This window comes from Frigoribacterium sp. PhB116, assembly GCF_004364285.1.
In the GTDB taxonomy this organism is placed as follows: Bacteria; Actinomycetota; Actinomycetes; order Actinomycetales; family Microbacteriaceae; genus Frigoribacterium.
In genome coordinates this window covers 34,607-53,644 of sequence record NZ_SOBE01000007.1, presented here as the reverse complement: position 1 = coordinate 53,644, position 19,038 = coordinate 34,607, and the positions used below count along the sequence as shown (strand labels likewise).

The window sequence follows — 19,038 nt, the reverse complement described above, 5'->3', positions numbered from 1 at the left end:
GGGGACCCTATGGTTGATGAGACCGGTTGCACAACCGGTTGCACCGCCTCCTCGACTCCCCCTGTCACCGCCCCCTCGGCGACCCGGGCGTCGGCGAGGCGGCCCCGTACGAACGTCGTACCCCGACCGCCACGAAAGGCTCGTCGTGACCACTCGCAAGACCGCCCTGCTGCTGTTGCTGCCCGGGCTCGCCTTCCTGCTCGTCGGGTTCCTCGTCCCCTCGCTGGCGATGCTCGTCGCCCCTCCCGGCGTGGGCACGGGCGAGGTGCTGGGCCGCGTCGGCCAGATGCTCACCGACCCGTACGACCTGAGGATCATCGGCCGCACCGTCGGCCTCGGGCTGATCGTCACCGTCGTCTGCGTCGTGCTCGGGTTCCCGATCGCCTACCTGCTGGCCCGCTCGACGTCGCGCTGGTCGAGCGTGCTGCTCGCCCTCGCGATCTTCCCGCTGCTGCTCAGCAACGTCGTCCGCACCTTCGGGTGGCTCGTCGTGCTCGGCTCCCAGGGCGCGATCGGCCAGCTGCTCGTCGGGCTCGGCCTCGTCGACCGCGCCCCTCAGCTGCTCTACACCGAGCTCGCGATCGTCCTCGGCCTCACTCAGCTGTTCCTGCCGCTCGCGATCATCTCGTGCTACTCGGCCGTCGCCCAGGTCGACGCCGGCCTCGACGACGCCGCCCGCGGCCTCGGCGCCAGCCGGTCGCGGACCTTCTGGGGCATCGTCGTCCCGCTCTCGAGCCCGGGCATCGTCGTCGCCGCGACGCTCGTCTTCGCCGGCTCGGTCACCGCGTACACGACCCCCTACCTGCTCGGCGGGTCGAGCCAGCGCATGCTCAGCACCCAGCTGTTCTCGTACTCGAGCGTCACGATCGACTGGGCCGGCGCCTCCGCCACGGCCCTGATCATGACCGTGCTCGTCTTCGTCGTCTCGGGCCTCTCGTCGCTCGTCGCCCGCAAGGGAGCCACCCAGTGACCCGCACCAGCACCGCCCCGACCAGCGCCGCCCGTCCCCGCAGGCCGGCCCGCAGCAGCAAGACCCCCGGCACCGGCCGCCCCGTCGCCGGCACCCTCGCGGTCGCGGGCTACGTCGTGATGATCGTGCCGATCCTGTTCGTCGTCGCGACGGCGTTCACGGGCGGCCGGACGCTGACGTTCCCGCCGCAGGGCTTCTCGCTGCAGTGGTTCGAGAAGGCCGTCACGTACGCGCCCTTCACCGGCGCCCTCGTCTCGAGCCTGCAGCTCGCCGTACTCGCCACGGTCATCGCGCTGGCGGTCGGCGTGCCGGTCACCCTCGCGATCCACCGTGGGCGCCTGCCCGGCAAGGGCCTGATCGAGGGCATGTTCCTCTCGCCGCTGATCGTCCCCGAGCTCGTGGTCGGCCTCGCGCTCTACCAGCAGCTGATGATCGGCTTCGGCCTCGCGAACTTCCCCACGCTGCTGATCGGCCACACCGCGCTGATGATGCCGTACGCGGTCCGGGTGACGGGCGCCTCCCTCGCCCTCGCCGACCCGTCGCTCGAGGAGGCGGCCCGCGGACTCGGCGCCAGCCCGGTCCGCGCCTTCTTCACCGTGACGCTGCCGCTGCTGCGGCCCGGCATCTTCTCGGCCGCGCTGCTCAGCTTCGTCACCTCGTTCAACAACGTCCCCCTGTCGCTGCTGCTGCAGAGCCGCGACTTCCGCACCCTGCCGGTCACGATGCTCGACTACGTGCAGCAGAGCTACGACCCCATGGTCGCGGCGATGGCCACGCTGATCCTCGCGGCCACCGTCGTGGTCGCGGTGGTCGCCGAGCGCACCGTCGGCTTCGCCAAGATCTTCGGAGGCATCAACAAGTGAGCACCACGGACCCCGCCGGCACCCGCCCCGGCACCGAGCACGCCCGCGCAGAGGACGCCGCCGCCGAGCGCCCCGGAGCTGAACGCCGCGCCGACGAGCGCCCCGCCGCCGAGCTGCGTGGCGTCAGCCAGGTCTTCGGCGACTTCACCGCCGTCGACGGCATCGACCTGTCGATCCGCCGCGGAGCCCTGACGACCCTGCTCGGCCCCTCCGGCTGCGGCAAGACGACGACGCTGCGCATGCTCGCGGGCTACTCGGCCCCGACGAACGGCACGATCCTGATCGACGGCGACGACATGACCCGCACGCCGCCCGAGAAGCGCGGGCTCGGCATGGTGTTCCAGTCGTACGCACTGTTCCCGCACCTCTCGGTCGCCGAGAACGTCAGTTACGGCCTGAAGCTGCGCCGGGTGCCCGCCGACGAGCGCGCCCGTCGCGTCGCCGAGACCCTAGACCTCGTGGGCCTCGGGCACCTGGCGGCGAGCAAGCCGAAGAAGCTCTCCGGAGGGCAGCAGCAGCGCGTCGCCCTGGCTCGTGCGATCGCGATCCGGCCGAAGCTGCTGCTGCTCGACGAGCCGCTCTCGAACCTCGACGCCCGCCTCCGGGTCCAGATGCGCGCCGAGATCCGCCGCATCCAGGGCGAGACCGGGCTCACCGTCGTCCTCGTCACGCACGACCAGGACGAGGCCCTCGAGATGAGCGACGACATGGTCCTCATGCGCGCCGGACGCATCATGCAGCAGGGCGCCCCGCAGAGCGTGTTCCCCGCCCCCGCGAACCGCTTCGTCGCCGACTTCCTCGGCTACGAGAACTTCGTCTCCGCCGCCGACGGCACCTCGCTGACGGTCCGGCCCGAGCACCTGGTGGTCGAGCCGACCGCAGGAGGCGCGGGTCGGGCGGCAGCACCGGCCGCGGCCGGCCTGCACCTCCCCGGCACCGTCACCGACGTCGCGTACCGCGGCGTCGACCTGCTCGTCACGGTCGCGGCGATCGACGCCTCGGGCGCTCGCGTGCGGCTCGTGTCCGACGTGCGCGCGACGGGCACGTCGTCGCTCGCGCCCGGCGACGACGTCGTCGTGACCGCGCCGCAGTCCCGGCTCGTCGCGCTGGCCGACTGAGCCGGCCCGCACCTCCTCCACCTGGCCCCTCCGCTCCGCCCTCCCCTCGACCGCACCCGCGCCTCCTGCCCCCTGCGCCTCCCGCACCCCCTCTGCCCTTCCTCGAAAGGACCACCATGACCCGCACCTCCCGCACACGTCCCCTGGCCCTCGCCGCCGGCCTCGCCGTCTCCGCCGTCGTGCTCGCCGGCTGCTCGTCGGGCGACGCGTCGTCGTCGGACGCCGAGAGCATCGTCGTCAGCACGTTCCCGTTCGGCGTCGAGGAGTTCCAGGAGGCGGTGGTCGACCCGTTCACCGAGGCCACCGGCATCGAGGTCGAGATCGAGACCGGCTCGAACGCCGACCGGCTGTCGAAGCTGCAGCTCGCCGACGGCGACCCCGGCATCGACGTCATGCTGATCAGCGACTACTACGCGGCCCTCGGCCAGGAGGACGACCTGTTCCAGCAGGTCGAGGCGGCCGACGTGCCGAACCTGGAGACCATCGCCGACTTCGCGACCGAGGACGCCTACGTCGGCCCGGCGTACAGCTACCAGCTCAACGGCACCCTCTACTCGACCGACGAGCTCGACGCGGACGAGGCCGCCGAGTGGTCGCTGTACGGCGACTCCGACCTCGAGGGCCGCGTGGCCCTGCCCGACATCTCGGTGACCGCCGGCCAGCTGATGGTCTCGGGCGTCGCCTCCGAGTTCGGCGACGGCCCCTACGACATCGACGCCGCGCTCGAGCAGCTCGGCGAGTGGTCGCCGAACGTGCTGCAGTTCTACAGCTCGTCCACCGAGGTCACGAACCTGCTGACGCAGGGCGAGATCGTCGCCGCCGACGCCCTGAGCGGCTTCGCCACCGACCTCGTCGCCTCGGGTGAGCCCGTCGCCTGGACGCCGCCCGCGACCGGCAAGTACATGGCCACCAACCGCGCCATGATCCCGACGGGCGCCGAGAACGTCGACGGCGCCTCGCAGTTCATCGACTACCTGCTGTCGGCCGAGGCGCAGTCGTCGTCCGCCGAGATCGTCGGCGACCTGCCCGTGAACCCCGACGCGACCATCCCCTCGACCATCCAGGACGTCGTCGGCGACATCGCCGCCGACCCGATCGCCGCCGGCTACGCCACGCTCGACCCGACCGAGCTCGTCCCGACGCGCGCCGAGTGGGTCGACCGCTTCGCTCGCGAGGTGACGTCGCGCTGATGGGTGCCGACGCACGTGCCCTCACCTCCGATCCGCTGCCGGCCGGCTCGCTGACGGCAGGCTCGCCGACCGCCTCCTCCCCGACCGCCTCCTCGCTGCCGGGGTGGTACCTCGACCGGATGCCGAAGACCGACCTGCACTGCCACCTGATCGGCACCGTGCGGGCGTCCACCTTCGCCGAGCTCGCCCGGCGCGAGGGCCTCGCGCTGCCCGCCGAGCCCGAGCGGATCTTCGCCGACATCAACTCGCTGCCGCCCGACCCGGCGCTCTACCGCGACACGCGCATCCCCGTGCCGCAGGGGCGCAGCGAGGGCGAGCCCGACGTGTCGTACTCGCTGTTCCAGGCGTCGAACTGGGTCGTCGAGGTGCTCCGCGACGCGGACGACCTGACGCGCATCACGTACGAGGCCTTCGAGGAGGCGCACCGCAGCAGCGGGACCCGTCACCTCGAGCTGTTCTTCGACGCCGTGCCGCCGCACCTCGAGTCGCTCGGCTACGCCGGGTCCGTCGAGGCGTACGCGGAGGGCATCCGCATGGCGGAGCGCGACTTCGGCATGACGGGCCGGATGATCCAGGGCATCGACCGCAGCAAGTCGGGCGAGCACGCCCTCGCCCTCGTGCAGCAGGTGGTCGACCACCCGCACGAGTACGTCGCCGGCATCGGGCTCGACAACCTCGAGACGTCGGGCCCGCCCGAGCGCTTCGTCGACGCCTACCGGCTCGCCGGGGAGGCCGGCCTCGGCCGCACCGCGCACTCGTCCGAGCACGCGCCGACCGCGGTGAACACGATCACCTGCCTCGACCAGCTCGGCTGCGACCGCATCGACCACGGGTACTACGTGCTCGAGGACGACGACGTCGTGGCGCGGATGCGCGACGAGCAGGTCGCCTTCACGGTCGTGTCGACGACGTCGCGCCGCTCGTGGCGGCCGTGGCGGCGCGCGTCGATCGCCGCGATGCTCGATGCCGGGCTGAACGTCGTCCCGGCGTCGGACGACCCGGGCATGTTCCCCACGTCGCTCGCCCAGGAGTACCGCATCGTCTCGGAGCAGATCGGCGCGAGCGCCGACCAGGTGCGCCGCATGGCCCTCGCCGGGGTCGACGCGTCGTGGCTGCCCGCGGCCGAGAAGGCGGCGCTTCGCGAGCGGTTCGTCGCCGAGCTCGCGGCGCTCGACTCCCAGCTGGGGTCGGAGCTCGGGTCGGAGCTCGGGGTCGGTGCTCGCTGAACGTCGGCGGCCGGGGCCTCGGTAGCGTCGGGGGATGTTCCTGCTCTTCGGCACCTCCGTCCGCCAGGCCCTGCTGACCGTCGTCGTCTTCGCCTGCCGGTTCTGCGGACGCACCGTCGACCAGCAGGTCGCCCGCCGCTCGACGCGCTTCACGCTGTTCTTCGTGCCGCTGTTCACGGTGTCGAAGCGGTACCACGTCCAGTGCACGAACTGCGGCGGCGTCACCGACCTCACGCGGGAGCAGGCCGAGCACTCGCAGGAGTGGGCGGCGCGGCAGGGCTGACGGGCGCCTCCTCGCCTGCTCGCACCGCGCCTGGTCCGGTCCGCGCCTTCGTCGGGCCGCCCCTGCCTCGCGCTCCGTCGCCGTGTCAAGGGGTGCTGCGCGACGTGATCGCGGGCGAGGGGGCGGTGGTCGACTAGGGCGTCAGCGAGCCGCCGCCACCAGGCGGCCCGGACCCCGGGGCGCCGACGCGCCCACGACCGACAGGAGCCGCCATGAGCACCACCGCCCGCACCGACGACCGCCGATACGCCGCCACGCCCGTCCAGAAGGCGAGCCTCGTCGTCGGCGTCGTCTTCTTGCTCGTCGGGGTCGCCGGCTTCGTCCCGGGGCTCACCACCGACGTCGACTCGCTCCAGTTCGCCGGGCACATGTCGGGCGCGATGCTGCTCGGGGTGTTCCAGGTCTCGGTGCTGCACAACCTCGTGCACCTGCTCTTCGGCGTCGCCGGCGTCGCGCTCGCCCGCAGCGCCTCGTCCTCGCGCAGCTACCTGGTGATCGGCGGTGTGGTCTACCTCGTGCTCTGGATCTACGGCCTGTTCTTCGGCGACCACGCCGGGAGCAGCAACTTCGTGCCGCTGAACCAGGCCGACAACTGGCTGCACCTCGGCCTGGCCGTCGGCATGGTCGCGCTCGGCCTGCTGCTGGGGCGTCGCCGCACGGTGACCGGATCGACCGGTCGTGTCGGCTCGACCGGCTCGGCTCCTCGCACGCGCGGCTGAGACGGCCGCCGCGCGAGCGTCCCCCGTGGTCGCCTCGAGGTGGGGCGGGGCCGGGACGACCGGCGTCGCGCCTCCTCGTCCGTGAGTGGGCGTGGCACCCGGGTTGGGGGCGCGGAGGGGGTGGTCGGGACCGGCTGCCTGCTCCAAGCTGGGGACACGGACGACAGGCGGGGACTCACCCACCCGCCGCGGCCGCCAGCCACCGAGGAGACCGCGTGAGCACCATCACCGCGCACCACGAACCGAGCGCGTTCGAGACCAGCGTCGCGGACCGCAAGCGCATCGTCGCCGCCACCGTCGAGACGCTCGACGCCGTCGGCTGGGACGCGACCGACGTCTCCGCCGTGGCCCGGACCGCGGGCATGTCGCCTGCCTGCGTCGAGCGGCACTTCCCGTCGTGGGAGGGGCTCGTGCTCGCCGCCGTCGACCGGTGGAACCTCGACCGCTTCGAGCAGGTCGCCCGCGAGACGGCGGGCGCAGCGACGCTCGGCTTCGTGCGGGGACTCGTCGCGCACAGCAACGTGCACCGCGGGCTGTCGCGCTCGCTCATGACGCTCTCGATCGGCTCGGCCGACGCGGGCGACCTCTCCGGACGGTTCGTCCGCGACAGCTACCGCGACTTCCACGCGATGGTGTTCCAGGGGCTCGCGTTCGACCTCAGCCAGGGCGACGTGCCCGCGGGCACCGACGTCGCCGCGCTCTCGACGAGCGTCGTCGCGCTGTACATGGGCCTGCAGCTGCAGATGCTGCTCCAGCCCGAGCACGACGTCGTCGTCGCGTTCGACCTCGGGCTCGAGGGGCTCACCCGCGGCTGGTGACCGCCGCCCGGCGCGAGCGCGAGCGCGAGCGCAGCCGCGGCATGACGTGTCGAGGACTCAGGTGTCCGTGTCGTCGAGACGCCCGCTACCCGGCAGCGAGCACGCGTCACGACGCCGACACCTGGATCCTCGACACGGGGAGGCGCGGACGAGCGCCGAGGGCCACGGACGTGTCAGGCTCGGCGCATGCGCATCGACGAATGGTGGTCCGAGCTCGTCCCCTCGACCCGACAGTGGCTGATCGACAACGCGGGCGAGGTCGTCCCCGCCTGGGTGCTCGAGCAGATCACCGCCGTCACGGGCGAGCCGACGGCCGACGACGACTGGGCCGCCGACGTGGACGCCGAGGAGTTCTACCTCTCGGACGACGCGACCGACTGGATCGAGGCAGCCGGCAACGACGAGCTCGACGACACGGACGAGAGCGAGCTCGTCACGGACGACGAGGAGGCGGCGGGCACGTCCGCCAGCTGACTCGCGACCGCGATGGTGACCGCGTCGGCGGCCGCGTCGCTGAGAGCCGCAGGGAGCTCAGAGGGCGGGGACCTGCGCGTCGTCGTCCGCCGAGTCGAGCAGCACGCGCGGGGCGGCGCTGACGCCGAGCGCCTCGCCGAGGTGGTCCGCCGTGCGGCGGGCGAACGAGCGACGGGCCGAGGCGGCGAGGGCACGCCGCTCGGCGGCCGCCTCCCACACGCCGGGGTCGGTGACGTCGTCGACGAACAACGGTCGGCGTCGTTCCTGCTCGTTCATCGTGGCCTCCTCGGGGTCGCGTCGGGTCTGCACGATGTTCGCAGCCCGAGGCCCCGGGGAGGGAATCGAGGACGCCCCCAGTTCTGGTGATTCGTTCGACGGCCAGGCAGCTGTCCGGAGTCGAGGGACGGCGAGGCGCGGCGCGGGACGCGACACGTCAGGGGGTCGTGCGCGCCGCCTCCTGCGCGACGACCTCGTCCAGGTCGTCGAGACGTCGGAGCCCCTGGAGAGGACGCATCATGCGCGGGTTGCCCTGCAGCGCCGGCTCGACCCGGTCGAGGAACGCCCAGTAGCCCGCCGTGAACGGACACGCGGTCGGGCCGACCCGGACGGTCGGCGAGAACGGGCACGAGCCGCAGTGGTCGCTCATCGAGTGGATGTAGCGGCCCCCGGCGGCGTAGGGCTTGGTCGCCACCACTCCCCCGTCGGCGTGCTGGGACATGCCGACGATGTTCGCCGGCATCACCCACTCGGTGCCGTCGACGAAGATGTCCGTGAACCAGTCGGTGAGCTCGGCCGGCCGGTAGCCGCGCTGCAGCGCCCAGTTGCCGAGGATCATCAGCCGCTGGATGTGGTGCGTCCAGCCGTGCTGGTGCACCGTCTCGAGGGTGCTGCGCAGGCACTCGGCCTGGACCTCGGTCGCGTCGACCTCTCGCCACCACCGGGGCAGCGGCTCGGTGGCGCCGAGGGCGTTGTTGTCGGTCGTGTACGACTCGCCCAGGTGCCAGTACAGGTGCCAGACGTAATCGCGCCAGCCGGCGATCTGACGGACGAAGCCCTCGACGCTCGCCAGGGGCGCGCCTCCTGAGGCGTGGGCCTCGAGCACGCGCTCGATCACGTGGCGGGGGTCGAGCACGCCGAGGTTCATCGGCACGCTGAGCAAGGAGTGCGACATGGTCCAGTCGTTCGAGAGCATCGCGTCCTCGAAGGGGCCGAAGTCGCCGAGGCGGGTCTCGACGAAGTCGTCTAGGGCAGCCTCGGCCTCGGCCGGCGTGACCGCGAAGCGGCGCCGGTCGTCGGCACCGACGAACACGACGCTGCCGTCGGCGACCCACGCGTCGAGGTCGGCACGCACCGCGTCGTCGATCTCGTCCTCGTCGGGCCAGACCGGGTCGGGCAGGCCGAGCGTCGTCGCGCCCTTCGGGGGCGGGTTGCGGTTCTGCTCGTCGAGGCTGAACTTGCCGCCTGCGGGCCCGTCGCCCTCGATCAGCCAGTCCTCGCGACGACGGACGGTCTCGTAGTGGTTCTCCATCAGGAGGCGCCCCTTGCGGGAGGCCGCCCAGGTCGCGAACTCCTCCTCGCTCGTCACGAACCCGCGGCTCGGCAGCACGCGGACGTCGCGGCCCTCTCGGCGGACGGCCGCGCGGAGCTGGCGGTCGGGCGGGTCGACGACCTCGAACGGGCCGAGCCCGGCAGCGTCGTCGAGCACCTCGTCGAGGGTCTCGACCTGCACGTGGGTTGCCCGGTCGCCGAGCGCGGCGACCCGGTGCCGCAGCGCCGAGAGCCAGAGGTGCGCCTTCGCGCGGTGCATCGGCCGACGGGTGAAGGCGTCGCGCGCCTCGACCACGACAGCGGGCCCGCCGTCGTCGAACTCGTCGCCGTACTGCCCGGGCAGGATCAGCCGGGCGCGGGCGCGGGCGGGGGCGCGGACGTCGGCGGCAGGCGTCTCGGACATGCTCGGAACTTACGCCCCGCCTCCGACATCGCCCCCGGCTGGCCGACGACTGACGACGCTGCCTCGCCGAATGGTCAGGAAGTGTCGTCCAGACGACCGGCAGGGCCGAATTCGGACCACTCGTGGTGACACCGACGGCAGGAGGCGCGGTGGCAGGAGGAGAGGCAGGAGCTAGCGCTGGTGGGCGGCGCGGCCGCGCCAGAGGAGCCACACGAAGTACGGCGTCCCGATCAGCGCGGTGAGCAGCCCCGCGCCGAGCTGGGCCGGGGCGATGACCGTGCGGCCGAGGACGTCCGCGAGGCCGACGAGCGCCGCGCCGAGCACGACGGCGACGGGCAGCACGCGGGAGTGCCGGGCTCCGACGAGCGAGCGGGCGGCGTGCGGGGCGACCAGCCCGACGAACGCGACCACCCCGACGGCGGCGACCGCGGCGGCGGTCAGCAGCACCGCGAGCGACAGGAAGAGCAGGCGCGACCTCGACAGCGAGACGCCGAGCAGCCGGGGGGTGTCGTCGTCGAGGGCGACGAGGTCGAGTGCCCGGTGGCTCGTCCCCGCGGCGACGAGGCCGACGACCAGCGCGAGGGCGACCGGCACCGAGTCGGCGAACGAGCGGCCGTAGGTCGACCCCGACAGCCAGGTCAGCGCCTTCGCCCCGTTGAACGGGTCGGTCAGGACGATCAGCAGGCTGATGGCCGCGGCGGTCGCGGCGGCCACCCCGACGCCGATCAGCACGAGCCGGTCCTGCGGGAACCCGCCGCGTGCGGCCAGGCCGAAGACGACCGCCGCCGCGATGACGGCCCCGGCGAACGCGGCCCCGACGACGCCCCAGCCCGAGATCGCGGGCACGCTCGTGACCGCGACGACGGCGCCGAGCCCGGCTCCCCCGGAGACGCCGAGGATGCTCGGCTCCGCCAGCGGGTTCCGCGTCACCGACTGCACGAGCCCCCCGGCGAGGGCGAGCGCAGCCCCGGCCAGCAGGGCGGCGACGACCCGCGGCACCCGGGTGTCCAGCACGTAGCTGACGACCGGACCAGCCCGCCCGGTCGCCCAGTTGGCGACGTCGCCGAGCAGCAGCACGGCGTCGCCGAGCAGCACCCCGGCGACGGCCACGCCGACCAGCACGACCACGAGCGCGGCGAGCACGAGCACGAAGCGGCGCCGCGAGACCACCCGGTGCTGCTCGGTCGGGGTCGACCCGCCGTGGTCCGCCGCCCGGAAGGCCAGCACGACGAGCACGAGCGCGCCGACGATCGACGTGACGATGCCGGTCGGCACCTGGACCGACGCCTCCGCGCCCACCACGGCGCGCAGCAGCACGTCCGACGCGAGCACCACGACGGCGCCCGCGAGCCCGGCCAGCGACACGAAGACCCAGGTGCGGCGGACGCTCGGCACGAGCCGACGCAGCGGCCGCACGAACGCGGGGGCGCAGAGCCCGACGAAGCCGATCGGCCCGGCGACGGTGACCGCCCCGGCCGAGAGCAGCACCGACGCGACGACGGTGACGACGCGGGTGGTGCGCACGTCGACCCCGACGCTGCGGGCCGCGTCGTCGCCGAGGCCGAGCGCGTCCAGCCGGCGCGTCATGAGCAGCACGACGACGAGGCCGACGAGCACGACCGGGGCCATCTGGGCGACCGACGAGAAGCCGTTCTGCCCGACGCTGCCCTGCCCCCACTGGTAGAGCCCCGCGGTCTCGCGCGGGAACAGCAGCAGCAGCGCGCTCGTCACGCTGGCGAGCCCCAGCGCCAGCGCGCTGCCCGCGAGCACGAGCCGCACCGACCCCGAGCCGAGGCCCGACAGGGCGAGGACGACGCCCGCGGCGAGCAGCCCGCCGACGAACGCGATGCCCGAGGAGGCGACCAACGGCAGCGAGAGACCGGTCACCGACGCGACGGCGAGGGCCGCGTACGCGCCGGCGTTCACCGCGAGGGTGTCCGGCGACGCCAGGACGTTGCGGCTGACGGTCTGCAACGCCGCACCCGCGGCGCCGAGGGCCACGCCGACGAGGATCGCCGCCGCCATCCGCGGCAGGCGCGACGCCACGACGACGGAGGCGTCGCCCGCGGTCGCGGAGCCCGTCAGGGCCCGCCACACCTCGCGTGGCCCGACCGCCGCGGTGCCCTGCGTGACGTCGACGAGGGCGAGGAGCACGACGGCCCCCGCCAGCACGACGACGACCGCCACGGCGCCGAGACCGGCACGGGGCGGGGGCGCGACCCGCCCCTCCAGCAGGTCCGCAGGGACGGGAGCCCCGTCGGCGACGGGCGGCGCGTCGGCGACGGGCGCCGGCTCCGTGACGGTCACCGGGTCAGGCCGTCAGCGTCTCGACGAGCGCGTCGACGTAGGCCGTCATCGAGGCAGGTCCGCCGAAGACCCAGACGCCGTCGGGCAGGCGGTGCACGTCGCCCGACTGCACGAACGGCAGCGACTGCCAGACGGCGTTCGACGAGAGCGTGTCGGCGAACGGGTCGCCGTCCACGGCGTTCGAGAAGTACAGGAACTGCGTGTCGGGGGGCAGCTGCGTCAGCCCCTCGACGTCGGTCGAGGCGAGGCCGTAGGCCGGGTCGCCCTCGAGCGTCCAGGCGTTCACCATGCCGAGCGACGTCGTGACCTCGCTGATGAGCGAACCCGGGGCGTAGGGCCGGATGCTCACCTGGCCAGCGTCGACGTAGCCGTCCGCGAAGGCGAACTCCGTGCCGGCCAGACCGGCGTCGGCCAGCGCCTGCTCGCCGTCGAGCACCGCCTTCGTGTAGGCGTCGAGCACCTGGTCGGCCCGCTCGCCGGTGCCCGTCGCCGTGGCGATCATCCCGAAGTTCGTCTCCATCTGGCCGATCTGGTCGGAGGCGTCGGCCGAGACCACCTGCAGCACCGGCGCGATGTCGCGCAGCTGCTCGACGGCGTCCGCGGGCAGGTCGGTGGTCGCGACGATCAGGTCGGGAGCCAGGGAGGCGACGGTCTCGACGCTGGGCTCGCCGCGGGTCCCGATGTCGGTCGGGTCCCCCGTGAGCGGCACGGCCGACGACCACGCCTCGTAGCCCTCGACGTCGGCGACGCCCACGGGCTCGACGCCGAGCGAGACGAGGTCGCCGACGACGTTCCACTCGGTGCCGACGACCTTCGTCGCCGGACCGTCGAGGGTGATCTCGGTGCCCGTGCCGTCGGTGAGCGTGATCTGCTCGCCCGAGCCCGAGCCGGTGGTCGAGCCGTCGGCCGCCTCCTCGGTGGTGCCGCAGCCGGCCAGCGCGAGGGCGGCCGAGGCGGCGAGGGCGGTGACGGCGAGGACGCGTCGTCTGCTGGTCATGGGTGGAGCCTCTCGGTTCTGGTGTGGTGACGGGCGACCGCACGGGTGCGGAGCCGGCCGGTGGAGGGATCGGTGTCGACCTCGATGTCGATGCCCCAGACCTCGGAGAGGAGGTCGGGGGTCAGCACGTCGGCGGGCGTGCCCGTGGCTCGGACGCGGCCCTCGTGCAGCAGGACGACCGTGTCGGCGAGCGCCGCGGCCTGGTCGAGATCGTGCAGCACGACGCCGACGGCGATCTGCGACTCGTCGGCGAGGTCGCGCACCAGGTCGAGCAGCTCGACCTGGTAGCGCAGGTCGAGGTAGGTGGTGGGCTCGTCGAGCAGCAGCACCCCGGTCTGCTGCGCGAGGCAGCTGGCGAGCCAGACCCGCTGCAGCTGCCCGCCGGAGAGCTGGTCGACGCCGCGCTCGGCCAGGTCGGCCACGCCGGTGAGCTGCAGGGCGCGGTCGACGGCCGCCGCGCCTCCCGGGTCGGCCCTGCCCCAGCGCCCGCGGTGCGGGTAGCGGCCGAACTGGACGACGTCGCGCACGCTGAGGCCGCTCGGCACCGGGCGTCCCTGCGTGAGGAGGGCGACGTGCCGGGCGAAGTCGCGGACCGAGAGGGCCAGGCCGTCGGTCGGCGCCGCAGACGCCTCGGCCTGCTGGAGAGGCTGCTGCTCGAGCGACAGCGTCCCCGCCCGCGCCCGCTGCAGCCGGGCGGCGGTGCGGAGCAGCGTCGACTTGCCGCTGCCGTTGGGGCCGACGAGCGCGGTGACCCGGCCGGGACGCAGCTCGAGCCGGGCGGCGTGCACCACGTCGGAGGCGCCGTACGAGACCGAGACGCCGTCGGCCACGAGGGCGGTCGCCTCGACCTGCGCACCGGGCACGACCGGCTCGGCCGCCACGGCCGGCAGGTCGGCAGGCAGGTCGGCAGGCGGAGCCGAGGAGGCGGGCGGCAGGAGGGCCGTGTCGGGCGAGGTCACGAGGACTGAGGTTAGCCTACCCTTAGCCAGCGACCGCAACCCGGTGCCTCGACGCCGAGCGAAGGCACGTCACGTCCCCCGTGAGACTCGGGACGGGGGACGTTCGGGCAACGATCTGGTCACGGCAACCCGTCCGACTCGTTCGGGGGCCCGTGCCGACGGGTGGGTGCACCCTACGGTCGGCGTGACGGCGCCCGCCCGAGGCGTCCTGCTCCCTGGGGAAGACCACATGACCACGTCCCACCGCCTCCGCACGTCCGCGGGCGCCGCCGCCCTCACCGCCGCGCTCGTCCTCGTGCCCACCGCCGCCTTCGCCGACGACGCGCCGACCGCCGCGACGTCGACCACGGCCGCCCCGGACGCTGCCTCTGCCGCCGCGCCCGCCGCCGCCCCGTCGGACGCGCCCGCACCCGCGGACCCGGCCGACGCCGCCTCCTCGACGCCCGCGCCGACCACGACCCCGGGCAACACTGCGGTCGGCCGGCGGCCCGCGCCGACCACCGACCCGGCACCGGCCCCGACCGCCGCCGCCGAGCCGGCCGCCGCCACCGCCACCGACGCCTCGGTCCCCACCGCGCAGGGTGCCGGCACCGTCGTGGTCGTCGCTCCCGAAGTCGAGCCGAGCGTCGGGGTCTACCCGGGCGCCGCGCACCCCGGATCGACCTTCTCCGTCTTCGTGGAGGGCTTCACGGCCGGCGACGCCGTCTCCGCCAGGGTCGACGGCGACGCCGTCTCGCCCGACGACGTCTTCTCCCTCTACCCTGACCAGCTGCCGTTCGTCTTCGACGCCAGCGGCTCCGTGTACTTCGATGTCGAGGTGCCTACCGACCTCCCCCTCGGCACCCTGACGGTGACCGTGAGCGACGCGCACGGCACCACCAGCAGCACGGAGGTGGCCGTCACGGATCCGATCCCGGCCCCGGTCGTCGTCGCCCCCGTCGGCGCCGCCGCCGGCATCGTGACCGTCACCGGCTCCGGCGGGCTGCCCGGCCAGGCCGTGGTCGTCGTCGTCGGCGCGCCGGACGACGTCGACGAGGGCTTCGGCTTCGCGTTCGGCTCCGGCGGATCGTCGTCCGACGCGCCCGTCGACGCACCCGCCGAGGAGGCGGCAGCCGACCTGACCTCGCTGGTCACGACGGCGGAGCAGGCCGAGGCCGCACCCGACGAGGACTTCTTCGACCACGAGCCGGTGCAGTACTCGGCCACGGACGGGCCTGCCTCGGCGCTCGTGCCCATCGCTGCCGACGGCACCTTCTCGGCCCGGTTCGTGCTTCCCGCCGGCGACTTCGGCACCACCGCGGTCGTGATCGACACAGAGACGTCCGACACCTCGCTGGCCGCCGCCGTCGCGCCGTTCACCGTCTCGGCCGCCGCCGCGGCGCCGGTCGTGACGCCCGCCGGGCCGGCCGGCGTCCCGGTCAACACCGTGGTGGCGACTCGGGGCGGGTCCCTCGCCTACACGGGCACGGAGTCCGCGCTGCCCGCCGGGATCGCCGCCCTGGCGCTGCTGCTCGGCGGGGTCCTCACAACGGCTGCGCGCCTCCGACGCCGGGCCTGACCCTCGTGGCCTGACACGCCTGCGTCAGGCCACGTCGCCGCGGAGCGACTCCACCATGCTGCGCAGCAGGCGGCGCGCCTCGGGCCGGTCGGCCTCGCTCATCCCCGAGAGCATCCGCAGCTCGACGCCGCGCACCGCCGCGGTCGCCGCCGCGAGGCGTCGCCGCCCCGCCGGCGTCAGGCGGGCGGGCAGCGCCTTGCCGACCGGCGCCTCCGCGGGCCGGGTCACCGACCCGTCGCGCTCGAGGGCCTGGAGCAGGACGTTCATCGACTGCCGGGTCACGAAGGCCCCACGGGCGAGCTCGGAGTTCGACAGCCCCGGCCGCTGCGCGAGCAGCTCGAGGCACGAGTAGTGCGTGACCGTCATGCCGAGCGGCCGGAGCACCTCCTCCATCGCCGTCCGCAGAGCGCTCGACGCCTCCTTGAGCAGGTAGCCCAGCGACGTCTCGAGGTCGATCCCTTGACTCATGTCAGCAGTCTGACATAGGTTGATCCGTGTCAGAAGACTGACACACAAGGCCGCGTCGCCTCGCCACGCCGTCACCTCACCCCGATCAGCACAGGAACACCCATGCCCGTCACCGGCCCCGACTTCGTCTCCCTCCAGGTCCGCGACCTCGACGCCTCCCGGGCGTTCTACGAGACCCACCTCGGCCTCGTCCGCTCGCCCGCCGGCCCGCCGCACGCCGTCGTCTTCACGACGACGCCGATCGCCTTCGCCCTGCGGAGCCTCCTGCCCCGCACCGACCTCGATGCGGTCGCCCAGCCCGGCCTCGGCGTCGCGCTCTGGCTGCACGCCACCGACGTGCAGGCGATCCACGACGCCCTCGTCGAGGCCGGCGTGACCGTCGTCGCCGAGCCGATCGACGGCCCCTTCGGGCGCACCTTCACGTTCGCCGACCCCGACGGCTACCACGTGACCCTGCACGACCGGGCCTGACGCACCCCCTCGCCCGCGCCTCCTCAGGTCGGTCACTACGCGGAAACGACGAACCGACGCGGAACATCACGTCGCTTCGTCGCCCTCGCGTCGCCTAGGGCAGCAGACCCAGCCGACGAGGCGCCTCCCGCGACGTGCAGAGCGTGCACCTCGCGCACGTTCGGGGCGATCTCCCGGTCCGCCCCGCCAGGATCGAGCGCATGGACACGGACACCCTGCTCAACATCGGCCTCGTCGTTCTCTTCGTGCTGATCGGCGGGGTGTTCGCGGGCACCGAGATGGCGATCGTCACCCTGCGCGACAGCCAGGTCAGGGCGATCGAGGCCAGCGGCGAGCGCGGCAGGAAGATCGGGCAGCTCGTCCGCAACCCGAACACGTTCCTCTCCGCCGTGCAGATCGGAGTCACGCTCGCCGGCTTCTTCTCGTCGGCCTACGGCGCCTCGACGATCGCGCCCGACCTCGTGCCGGGGCTGATGGCGCTCGGCCTCGCCGAGAGCACGGCGTCGACCGTCGCGCTGATCGGCATGACGCTCGTGGTCGCCTACCTCTCCCTCGTGTTCGGCGAGCTGGTGCCGAAGCGCCTGGCGATGCAGAAGTCCGTCGCGTTCACGAAGGCGCTCGCGCCGCCGCTCAACGCCCTCGCCCGGCTGATGCGACCGGTCATCTGGCTGCTGTCGGTGTCCACCAACGCCGTGGGGCGCCTCCTCGGGCTCGATCCCGACCAGAAGGAGGACGAGGTCTCGGCCGACGAGGTCCGCGACATCATCTCGAACACGAGCGAGATCGACCGCGACAGCCGCAGCATCCTCGCCGACGTGCTCGACGCCGACGACCGCCGCGTCGCCGAGGTGATGAGGCCGCGGCCGGACGTGTCGTTCCTCGGCGGCGACTCGTCCGTCAGCGACGGCTACCGCGCCGTGCTGGCCCTGCCGCACTCGCGCTACCCCGTGGTCGGCGTCAGCCGTGACGACGTGCTCGGCTTCGTGCACGTCCGCGACCTGATGGCGTCGGTGCCCGCGGCGGGCGGCGACCAGGCGACGACCGTCGCCGACATCACCCGGCCGATCCTCGCCCTGCCCGGCACTACCAAGGTTCTGGCGGCGCTCAGCACCATGCGCGACGACGGCCACCAGATCGCGGTGGTCATCGACGAGTACGGCGGGACCGACGGCATCGTCACGCTGGAGGACCTGCTCGAGGAGCTCGTCGGCGAGATCTACGACGAGTACGACACCGGCGACCGCGGCGGGGGCGCACTGGAGGCGGGTGAGAGCCGCGAGGTCGAGGGCGGCATGATCGTCGAGGAGCTCGAGGAGGAGACCGGCGTCGCGCTGCCCGACGGCCCGTACGAGACGGTCGGGGGCTGGGTCTTCGACGCGCTCGGACGACTGGCGGTCGTCGGCGACACCCTCGCCGTCGACGGCGCCACCCTGGAGGTGGTCCGCATGGAGGGCTACCGGATCGCGACGGTGCGCGTGACGCCCTTGGAGCACCACGCCGAGCCACCCGCAGAGGACCGCCCCCTCGCCGAGAGCTGAAGATAGCTCGGCATCGAGCGATTGGCAACCCCCTCGTCCTGGCGCGCCCGACGCCCCTAATGTCGACGCAACGCACCGACGCGGGGTGGTCGACCCGAACCTCCGCCCCGTCGACGTCGATGCGCACATCCCGGTCGCCTGAACCCGGCCGGGGCGCCTCGAGCACCCTCCCCTGGTCTCCCCGTTCCGGAGGAGGGTGCTCGTCCAGGCCTCTCGCCGCGCGCACGCCGCGTCCATGCCGCGTCCATGCTGCGCGCACGTCGTTCGCACACCCTGCGTGGGCACTCCGGGTGCTTCGTCCTCGAGGGATGTCCGTTCTGCGAACTCTCTCAGCCATCTAGTTAGAACGACTAGCGAGTCTGTGTAACCATTCGTGTGTACCGATTCACGGCGGTACGACCGACACGAACGACATGCACCTCGAGGTCAGCGCAGGGCTGGCAGGAACGAGCAGGACATGACCACCACGCACCACTCCCCCTTCTCCGAGATCCGCGACGCCGACCGTCAGCTGACGCTCTTCGTCGTCGCCACCTCGGCCCTCGCGGCCTGCGGCACGCTGATCGCGGGCATGCTCTTCGCGATGGGCGCCGGCGCATGAGCGCTTCGACCCCCGCGGCCGTGACCGACGCCGGCCACCACCTCCTGGCCGAGACCCAGCCGCTCGACCTGGCCGAGCTCTTCGACTCGGAGGTGCTCCGATGAGCGTCGACCTCCGTCGCCTCACGCACGAGGGCCTCGTCGCCGCCGTCAGCGGTCGCGTGGGCGGTGCCGTGCGCCCCACGGCGACCGAGCTCGACAGCTTCTACGTCCGGGAGCGCTCCGTCCCCGCGGCCCGCATCGAGACCTACCCGCGTCGCCGCCGGGTCCGCGACGTCGTGACCTCGATGGCCGAGTCGGTCGAGACCGGCGCCCGTTCCCTCGACGCCGTGCGGCCGCTCGAGGTGAGCTACGCGAGCTTCTTCGTCGACCCCGAGGCCGTGTCGGCCCGCGACGACCGCGAGATGGCGGTCGCCTCGTGACCTTCGCCGACCGCATCCTCGGCTCCGCCCCCGACGACCACGTCGCCTACTTCGACACCTCGATCGACGACGACGACCTCGACTGACCGTCCGCGCCCGACCCGGA

The 19,038-nt window shown here is 73.4% G+C and carries 20 protein-coding genes; 14 read left to right on the top strand and 6 right to left on the bottom strand.

Going from position 1 to position 19,038, the window contains the following annotated elements; translation table 11 throughout:
* Positions 1-145: 145 nt before the first annotated feature.
* The 9 genes from EDF20_RS15475 (at position 146) to EDF20_RS15435 (ending at position 7,661) form a co-directional block, all read left to right on the top strand.
* Positions 146-970 carry an ABC transporter permease gene (locus EDF20_RS15475; protein WP_233569004.1) on the top strand — a complete coding sequence of 275 codons (825 nt, stop codon included), beginning with the start codon at positions 146-148 and terminating at the stop codon, positions 968-970.
* The gene (locus EDF20_RS15470) at positions 967-1,833 is read left to right on the top strand and encodes an ABC transporter permease (RefSeq protein ID WP_243833524.1); all 867 of its coding nucleotides are present in this window, start codon (positions 967-969) and stop codon (positions 1,831-1,833) included. Before EDF20_RS15475 ends, EDF20_RS15470 begins: the two co-directional genes overlap by 4 nt.
* Entirely contained in the window at positions 1,830-2,951 is a 1,122-nt protein-coding gene (locus EDF20_RS15465) for an ABC transporter ATP-binding protein (protein ID WP_208292679.1), read from the top strand. Before EDF20_RS15470 ends, EDF20_RS15465 begins: the two co-directional genes overlap by 4 nt.
* A gap of 116 nt (positions 2,952-3,067) precedes the next feature.
* A complete protein-coding gene (locus EDF20_RS15460) occupies positions 3,068-4,141 on the top strand; it encodes an extracellular solute-binding protein (protein ID WP_133739316.1) in 1,074 nt (357 codons plus the stop codon).
* Positions 4,141-5,367: a hypothetical protein gene (locus EDF20_RS15455; protein WP_243833523.1), complete on the top strand. Its 1,227-nt coding sequence runs from the start codon at positions 4,141-4,143 to the stop codon at positions 5,365-5,367. Before EDF20_RS15460 ends, EDF20_RS15455 begins: the two co-directional genes overlap by 1 nt.
* Before the next feature lie 34 nt (positions 5,368-5,401).
* On the top strand, positions 5,402-5,650 hold the full coding sequence (locus EDF20_RS15450) for a zinc ribbon domain-containing protein (protein ID WP_123546918.1): 249 nt from the start codon (positions 5,402-5,404) through the stop codon (positions 5,648-5,650).
* 212 nt (positions 5,651-5,862) lie between these two features.
* On the top strand, positions 5,863-6,369 hold the full coding sequence (locus EDF20_RS15445) for a DUF4383 domain-containing protein (RefSeq protein ID WP_123546919.1): 507 nt from the start codon (positions 5,863-5,865) through the stop codon (positions 6,367-6,369).
* Positions 6,370-6,584: 215 nt separating this feature from the next.
* Positions 6,585-7,187, top strand: a complete 603-nt coding sequence (locus EDF20_RS15835) for a TetR/AcrR family transcriptional regulator (RefSeq protein WP_158614631.1) — start codon at positions 6,585-6,587, stop codon at positions 7,185-7,187.
* Positions 7,188-7,373: 186 nt separating this feature from the next.
* Positions 7,374-7,661, top strand: coding sequence for a hypothetical protein (locus tag EDF20_RS15435; RefSeq protein WP_133739315.1), 288 nt, complete (start codon positions 7,374-7,376; stop codon positions 7,659-7,661).
* A 57-nt stretch (positions 7,662-7,718) separates the two neighbouring features.
* Here EDF20_RS15435 and EDF20_RS15430 read toward each other — a convergent pair whose 3' ends face one another.
* From EDF20_RS15430 to EDF20_RS15410, 5 genes are all read right to left on the bottom strand, one after another.
* Complete coding sequence (locus tag EDF20_RS15430) at positions 7,719-7,937, bottom strand: hypothetical protein (RefSeq protein ID WP_133739314.1); 219 nt, start codon at positions 7,935-7,937, stop codon at positions 7,719-7,721.
* Between the two features lie 157 nt (positions 7,938-8,094).
* Positions 8,095-9,612, bottom strand: a complete 1,518-nt coding sequence (locus tag EDF20_RS15425) for a cryptochrome/photolyase family protein (RefSeq protein WP_123546922.1) — start codon at positions 9,610-9,612, stop codon at positions 8,095-8,097.
* Between the two features lie 171 nt (positions 9,613-9,783).
* Entirely contained in the window at positions 9,784-11,799 is a 2,016-nt protein-coding gene (locus EDF20_RS15420; RefSeq protein ID WP_279586182.1) for an iron ABC transporter permease, read from the bottom strand.
* Between the two features lie 124 nt (positions 11,800-11,923).
* Positions 11,924-12,916 carry an iron-siderophore ABC transporter substrate-binding protein gene (locus EDF20_RS15415; protein WP_133739312.1) on the bottom strand — a complete coding sequence of 331 codons (993 nt, stop codon included), beginning with the start codon at positions 12,914-12,916 and terminating at the stop codon, positions 11,924-11,926.
* A complete protein-coding gene (locus EDF20_RS15410; RefSeq protein WP_279586181.1) occupies positions 12,913-13,779 on the bottom strand; it encodes an ABC transporter ATP-binding protein in 867 nt (288 codons plus the stop codon). Before EDF20_RS15410 ends, EDF20_RS15415 begins: the two co-directional genes overlap by 4 nt.
* 325 nt (positions 13,780-14,104) lie before the next feature.
* Here EDF20_RS15410 and EDF20_RS15405 point away from each other — a divergent pair, with 325 nt between their 5' ends.
* Positions 14,105-15,433, top strand: a complete 1,329-nt coding sequence (locus EDF20_RS15405; RefSeq protein WP_133739311.1) for a hypothetical protein — start codon at positions 14,105-14,107, stop codon at positions 15,431-15,433.
* A 24-nt stretch (positions 15,434-15,457) separates the two neighbouring features.
* Here EDF20_RS15405 and EDF20_RS15400 read toward each other — a convergent pair whose 3' ends face one another.
* Positions 15,458-15,901 carry a MarR family transcriptional regulator gene (locus EDF20_RS15400; protein WP_133739310.1) on the bottom strand — a complete coding sequence of 148 codons (444 nt, stop codon included), beginning with the start codon at positions 15,899-15,901 and terminating at the stop codon, positions 15,458-15,460.
* A gap of 102 nt (positions 15,902-16,003) precedes the next feature.
* On the opposite strand from EDF20_RS15400, the gene EDF20_RS15395 reads away from it, so the two are divergent.
* From EDF20_RS15395 to EDF20_RS15385, 4 genes are all read left to right on the top strand, one after another.
* Positions 16,004-16,372 carry a VOC family protein gene (locus EDF20_RS15395; RefSeq protein WP_133739309.1) on the top strand — a complete coding sequence of 123 codons (369 nt, stop codon included), beginning with the start codon at positions 16,004-16,006 and terminating at the stop codon, positions 16,370-16,372.
* Between the two features lie 200 nt (positions 16,373-16,572).
* The gene (locus EDF20_RS15390) at positions 16,573-17,910 is read left to right on the top strand and encodes a hemolysin family protein (protein WP_133739308.1); all 1,338 of its coding nucleotides are present in this window, start codon (positions 16,573-16,575) and stop codon (positions 17,908-17,910) included.
* Positions 17,911-18,367: 457 nt separating this feature from the next.
* Positions 18,368-18,511 (top strand): hypothetical protein, encoded by a 144-nt coding sequence (locus EDF20_RS15830; protein ID WP_158614632.1) that lies wholly within the window; start codon positions 18,368-18,370, stop codon positions 18,509-18,511.
* Between the two features lie 100 nt (positions 18,512-18,611).
* Positions 18,612-18,932 carry a hypothetical protein gene (locus tag EDF20_RS15385; RefSeq protein WP_123546928.1) on the top strand — a complete coding sequence of 107 codons (321 nt, stop codon included), beginning with the start codon at positions 18,612-18,614 and terminating at the stop codon, positions 18,930-18,932.
* Positions 18,933-19,038: the final 106 nt, after the last annotated feature.

What these genes read in the sequence shown, in the direction of transcription:
- EDF20_RS15830 (WP_158614632.1), top strand. Translation starts at nt 18,368, where the DNA reads ATGACCACCACGCACCACTCCCCCTTCTCCGAGATCCGCGACGCCGAC.
- EDF20_RS15435 (WP_133739315.1), top strand. Translation starts at nt 7,374, where the DNA reads ATGCGCATCGACGAATGGTGGTCCGAGCTCGTCCCCTCGACCCGACAG.
- EDF20_RS15425 (WP_123546922.1), bottom strand. Translation starts at nt 9,612, where the DNA reads ATGTCCGAGACGCCTGCCGCCGACGTCCGCGCCCCCGCCCGCGCCCGC.
- EDF20_RS15400 (WP_133739310.1), bottom strand. Translation starts at nt 15,901, where the DNA reads ATGAGTCAAGGGATCGACCTCGAGACGTCGCTGGGCTACCTGCTCAAG.
- EDF20_RS15450 (WP_123546918.1), top strand. Translation starts at nt 5,402, where the DNA reads ATGTTCCTGCTCTTCGGCACCTCCGTCCGCCAGGCCCTGCTGACCGTC.
- EDF20_RS15390 (WP_133739308.1), top strand. Translation starts at nt 16,573, where the DNA reads ATGGACACGGACACCCTGCTCAACATCGGCCTCGTCGTTCTCTTCGTG.
- EDF20_RS15445 (WP_123546919.1), top strand. Translation starts at nt 5,863, where the DNA reads ATGAGCACCACCGCCCGCACCGACGACCGCCGATACGCCGCCACGCCC.
- EDF20_RS15460 (WP_133739316.1), top strand. Translation starts at nt 3,068, where the DNA reads ATGACCCGCACCTCCCGCACACGTCCCCTGGCCCTCGCCGCCGGCCTC.
- EDF20_RS15405 (WP_133739311.1), top strand. Translation starts at nt 14,105, where the DNA reads ATGACCACGTCCCACCGCCTCCGCACGTCCGCGGGCGCCGCCGCCCTC.
- EDF20_RS15415 (WP_133739312.1), bottom strand. Translation starts at nt 12,916, where the DNA reads ATGACCAGCAGACGACGCGTCCTCGCCGTCACCGCCCTCGCCGCCTCG.
- EDF20_RS15455 (WP_243833523.1), top strand. Translation starts at nt 4,141, where the DNA reads ATGGGTGCCGACGCACGTGCCCTCACCTCCGATCCGCTGCCGGCCGGC.
- EDF20_RS15430 (WP_133739314.1), bottom strand. Translation starts at nt 7,937, where the DNA reads ATGAACGAGCAGGAACGACGCCGACCGTTGTTCGTCGACGACGTCACC.
- EDF20_RS15385 (WP_123546928.1), top strand. Translation starts at nt 18,612, where the DNA reads ATGAGCGTCGACCTCCGTCGCCTCACGCACGAGGGCCTCGTCGCCGCC.
- EDF20_RS15395 (WP_133739309.1), top strand. Translation starts at nt 16,004, where the DNA reads ATGCCCGTCACCGGCCCCGACTTCGTCTCCCTCCAGGTCCGCGACCTC.